At 57.6% G+C, this 5,354-nt stretch carries 3 rRNA genes; all 3 read right to left on the bottom strand.

The features are described from left to right. Positions 1–3 precede the first annotated feature (3 nt). The 3 genes from rrf to IEV65_RS15455 all read right to left on the bottom strand — a co-directional run bounded on the left by rrf (position 4) and on the right by IEV65_RS15455 (position 5,210). Positions 4–120 (bottom strand): 5S ribosomal RNA (rrf, locus tag IEV65_RS15465). Positions 121–207: 87 nt separating this feature from the next. After that, positions 208–3,334 (bottom strand): 23S ribosomal RNA (locus tag IEV65_RS15460). A gap of 356 nt (positions 3,335–3,690) precedes the next feature. After that, positions 3,691–5,210, bottom strand: a 16S ribosomal RNA gene (locus IEV65_RS15455). The 16S, 23S and 5S rRNA genes sit together here, the layout of an rRNA operon. Positions 5,211–5,354: the final 144 nt, after the last annotated feature.

Raw genomic sequence — 5,354 nt, 5'->3', positions numbered from 1 at the left:
GTGGTCCGGCGGTGTCCTACTCTCCCACACCGTCTCCAGTGCAGTACCATCGGCGCTGTCAGGCTTAGCTTCCGGGTTCGGAATGTGACCGGGCGTTTCCCTGACGCTATGGCCGCCGTAACGTTGTCGAGTTGTGTCGAACATCTCACCCGGGGGGGGCGTGTTCGTATCTCGAGAGACCGTACAGTGGACGCGTAACATCTTTGTTGTTTTAAGTTGTCGGCTTATTAGTACCGGTCAGCTCCACACATTACTGTGCTTCCACATCCGGCCTATCAACCCAGTAGTCTAGCTGGGAGCCTCTCCACCCGAAGGTGATGGAAACCTCATCTTGAAGTGTGCTTCCCGCTTAGATGCTTTCAGCGGTTATCACGTCCGAACGTAGCTAATCAGCGGTGCCCTTGGCAGGACAACTGACACACCAGTGGTTCGTCCATCCCGGTCCTCTCGTACTAGGGACAGCTCTCCTCAAGTTTCCTACGCGCGCAGCGGATAGGGACCGAACTGTCTCACGACGTTCTAAACCCAGCTCGCGTACCGCTTTAATGGGCGAACAGCCCAACCCTTGGGACCGACTCCAGCCCCAGGATGCGACGAGCCGACATCGAGGTGCCAAACCATGCCGTCGATATGAGCTCTTGGGCAGGATCAGCCTGTTATCCCCGGGGTACCTTTTATCCGTTGAGCGACGGCGCTTCCACAAGCCACCGTCGGGTCACTAGTCCCGACTTTCGTCTCTGCTCGACATGTCTGTCTCACAGTCAAGCTCCCTTGTGCACTTACACTCGACACCTGATTGCCAACCAGGCTGAGGGAACCTTTGGGCGCCTCCGTTACCCTTTGGGAGGCAACCGCCCCAGTTAAACTACCCACCAGGCACTGTCCCTGATCCGGATCACGGACCGAGGTTAGATGTCCAGAACGACCAGAGTGGTATTTCAACGATGACTCCACGACCACTGGCGTGGCCGCTTCACAGTCTCCCACCTATCCTACACAAGCCGTACCGAACACCAATACCAAGCTATAGTAAAGGTCCCGGGGTCTTTCCGTCCTGCTGCGCGTAACGAGCATCTTTACTCGTAGTGCAATTTCGCCGAGTTCGCGGTTGAGACAGTGGAGAAGTCGTTACGCCATTCGTGCAGGTCGGAACTTACCCGACAAGGAATTTCGCTACCTTAGGATGGTTATAGTTACCACCGCCGTTTACTGGCGCTTAAGTTCAGAGCTTCGCCTCACGGCTAACCCGTCCCCTTAACGTTCCAGCACCGGGCAGGCGTCAGTCCGTATACATCGTCTTGCGACTTCGCACGGACCTGTGTTTTTAGTAAACAGTCGCTTCTCCCTGGTCTCTGCGGCCCTTGGCGCTAACCCGCGAGGGGTTTCACGCCGCAGGCCCCCCTTCTCCCGAAGTTACGGGGGCATTTTGCCGAATTCCTTAACCACGATTCACTCGATCGCCTTGGTATTCTCTACCCAACCACCTGAGTCGGTTTGGGGTACGGGCGGCTAGAACCTCGCTAGAAACTTTTCTCGGCAGCATAGGATCACCCTGCTTCCCGCATACGCGGTCACTATCAAGCCTGAGGCACTGATGGGGCGGATTTACCACTCCCCGGCCCTGCGCTCTTGGACGTGGACTACCATCGCCACGCGGAGGCTACCTTCCTGCGTCCTTCCATCGCTTACCTACTACACGCTCGGGTCACGCGTTCCACCTGCCGACCAGCACACCCCGAAGGGCGGACCGGCCACTAGCAGGATTCAGGCGCTTAGCATCACGTGATTCGGTATGGGCGGTTCTTCGCCGGTTCCGGAATATCAACCGGATGTCCATCGACTACGCCTGTCGGCCTCGCCTTAGGTCCCGACTTACCCAGGGCAGATTAGCTTGACCCTGGAACCCTTGGTTATTCGGCGGAAGAGTTTCTCACTCTTCATTCGCTACTCATGCCTGCATTCTCACTCGTGCCGGCTCCACACCTCGATCACTCGGATGCTTCACTGCCGGCACGACGCTCCCCTACCCAGCAACACGCCTGGACCCACACGAGGTGGGCCGAGCAATATGTCACTGCCACAGCTTCGGTGGTGTGCTTGAGCCCCGCTACATTGTCGGCGCGGAATCACTTGACCAGTGAGCTATTACGCACTCTTTAAAGGGTGGCTGCTTCTAAGCCAACCTCCTGGTTGTCACAGCAACTCCACATCCTTTCCCACTTAGCACACGCTTAGGGACCTTAGCTGGTGATCTGGGCTGTTTCCCTCTCGACTACGAAGCTTATCCCCCGCAGTCTCACTGCCATGCTCTCACTTACCGGCATTCGGAGTTTGGCTGACGTCAGTAACCCGGTGGGGCCCATCAGCCATCCAGTAGCTCTACCTCCGGCAAGAAACACATGACGCTGCACCTAAATGCATTTCGGGGAGAACCAGCTATCACGGAGTTTGATTGGCCTTTCACCCCTACCCACAGCTCATCCCCTCAGTTTTCAACCTAAGTGGGTTCGGGCCTCCACGCGGTCTTACCCGCGCTTCACCCTGGCCATGGGTAGATCACTCCGCTTCGGGTCTAGACCCAGCGACTCAAACGCCCTGTTCGGACTCGCTTTCGCTACGGCTGCCCCACACGGGTTAACCTCGCCACTGAGCACTAACTCGCAGGCTCATTCTTCAAAAGGCACGCCGTCACCAGCCCGCAGGCCAGCTCCGACGGATTGTAGGCACACGGTTTCAGGAACTATTTCACTCCCCTCCCGGGGTACTTTTCACCTTTCCCTCACGGTACTTGTCCGCTATCGGTCACCAGGGAATATTTAGGCTTAGCAGGTGGTCCTGCCAGATTCGTACGGGATTTCTCGGGCCCCGTACTACTTGGGAAATGCGATACGGAGTCGACCATGTTTAAGCTACCGGGGTGTCACCGTCTGCGCCAGGCCTTTCCAGACCCTTCGCCTACACCGTCGATTTCTTACTCCGCACCAGCGTGGTAGCACTGGTACACACACTCCCACAACCCCCCGACTGCAACCCCTACCAGGTGATCGCACAGCCAGGGTTTAGCCTGATCCGCTTTCGCTCGCCACTACTTACGGAATCACATGTTGTTTTCTCTTCCTGTGGGTACTGAGATGTTTCACTTCCCCACGTTCCCTCCACGCACCCTATATATTCAGGTGCGGGTGACAGGCGATGAAGCCTGCCGGGTTTCCCCATTCGGAAATCCTCGGATCAATGTCTGGTTATCGACTCCCCGAGGCTTATCGCAGATTCCTACGTCCTTCTTCGGTTCCTGGTGCCAAGGCATCCACCGTGCGCCCTTAAAAACTTAAAAGCCACAAAGATGCTCGCGTCCACTGTACAGTTCTCAACATACGACCAGGCCAACCACCACCACCCGCAGCACCAAGCTGCGAGCACCGGCGGCCCCGGACACCAGAGGCGACCAGAACACCCACCCACCAGGGGCAGGGCCCGATCCCTCAGGACCCAACAACGTGTCAGCACCCACCCCGACCAGCACACCCCCTCTTTCCCCACCCCCGAAGGGGCCGTACTCGAGCAGGAGCGCACCAGACCGGCGCCGGCGACAGAATACTGATGTTCCACCCAGAGCAACCCACCGTGGGACACTCGCCCACGCAGCAGGCCACCACACACCCCGTACAGGGTGCGCGTTGAGCTCCTTAGAAAGGAGGTGATCCAGCCGCACCTTCCGGTACGGCTACCTTGTTACGACTTAGTCCCAATCACCAGTCCCACCTTCGACGGCTCCCCCCACAAGGGTTGGGCCACCGGCTTCGGGTGTTACCGACTTTCGTGACTTGACGGGCGGTGTGTACAAGGCCCGGGAACGTATTCACCGCAGCGTTGCTGATCTGCGATTACTAGCGACTCCGACTTCATGGGGTCGAGTTGCAGACCCCAATCCGAACTGAGACCAGCTTTAAGGGATTCGCTCCACCTCGCGGTATCGCAGCCCTCTGTACCGGCCATTGTAGCATGCGTGAAGCCCAAGACGTAAGGGGCATGATGATTTGACGTCATCCCCACCTTCCTCCGAGTTGACCCCGGCAGTCTCCTATGAGTCCCCGGCCGAACCGCTGGCAACATAGAACGAGGGTTGCGCTCGTTGCGGGACTTAACCCAACATCTCACGACACGAGCTGACGACAACCATGCACCACCTGTATACCGACCTTGCGGGGCGACCATCTCTGGCCGTTTCCGGTATATGTCAAGCCTTGGTAAGGTTCTTCGCGTTGCATCGAATTAATCCGCATGCTCCGCCGCTTGTGCGGGCCCCCGTCAATTCCTTTGAGTTTTAGCCTTGCGGCCGTACTCCCCAGGCGGGGCGCTTAATGCGTTAGCTGCGGCACGGACCCCGTGGAATGGGACCCACACCTAGCGCCCAACGTTTACGGCGTGGACTACCAGGGTATCTAATCCTGTTCGCTCCCCACGCTTTCGCTTCTCAGCGTCAGTAATGGCCCAGAGACCTGCCTTCGCCATCGGTGTTCCTCCTGATATCTGCGCATTCCACCGCTACACCAGGAATTCCAGTCTCCCCTACCACACTCTAGCCTGCCCGTACCCACTGCAGACCCGGGGTTAAGCCCCGGGCTTTCACAGCAGACGCGACAAGCCGCCTACAAGCTCTTTACGCCCAATAATTCCGGACAACGCTCGCACCCTACGTATTACCGCGGCTGCTGGCACGTAGTTAGCCGGTGCTTCTTCTGTAGGTACCGTCACAAAAGCTTCGTCCCTACTGAAAGAGGTTTACAACCCGAAGGCCGTCATCCCTCACGCGGCGTCGCTGCATCAGGCTTTCGCCCATTGTGCAATATTCCCCACTGCTGCCTCCCGTAGGAGTCTGGGCCGTGTCTCAGTCCCAGTGTGGCCGGTCACCCTCTCAGGCCGGCTACCCGTCGTCGCCTTGGTAGGCCATTACCCCACCAACAAGCTGATAGGCCGCGAGTCCATCCTCCACCACAAAAGCTTTCCACCCCATACCCATGCAGGTTGAGGTCATATCCAGTATTAGCACCGGTTTCCCGGAGTTATCCCAGAGTGAAGGGTAGGTTACTCACGTGTTACTCACCCGTTCGCCACTAATCCAGGGTGCAAGCACCCCTTCATCGTTCGACTTGCATGTGTTAAGCACGCCGCCAGCGTTCGTCCTGAGCCAGGATCAAACTCTCCGATAAAAACCTAAACTCTTAAAAGAGAGTAGATACCTGACAAACAAGCCACCAGACCCAACCCGGGGGCGGGCAGGCCCAGCAGCACAACAAAAACTTGGCATCAATAAACTGACACGCTGTTGAGTTCTCAAGGATCGGACGCACACC

Origin of the sequence: Ornithinimicrobium tianjinense (genome assembly GCF_014636495.1) — a bacterium.
GTDB lineage: Bacteria > Actinomycetota > Actinomycetes > Actinomycetales > Dermatophilaceae > Ornithinicoccus > Ornithinicoccus tianjinensis.
This window is presented reverse-complemented; position numbering and strand designations above follow the sequence as displayed.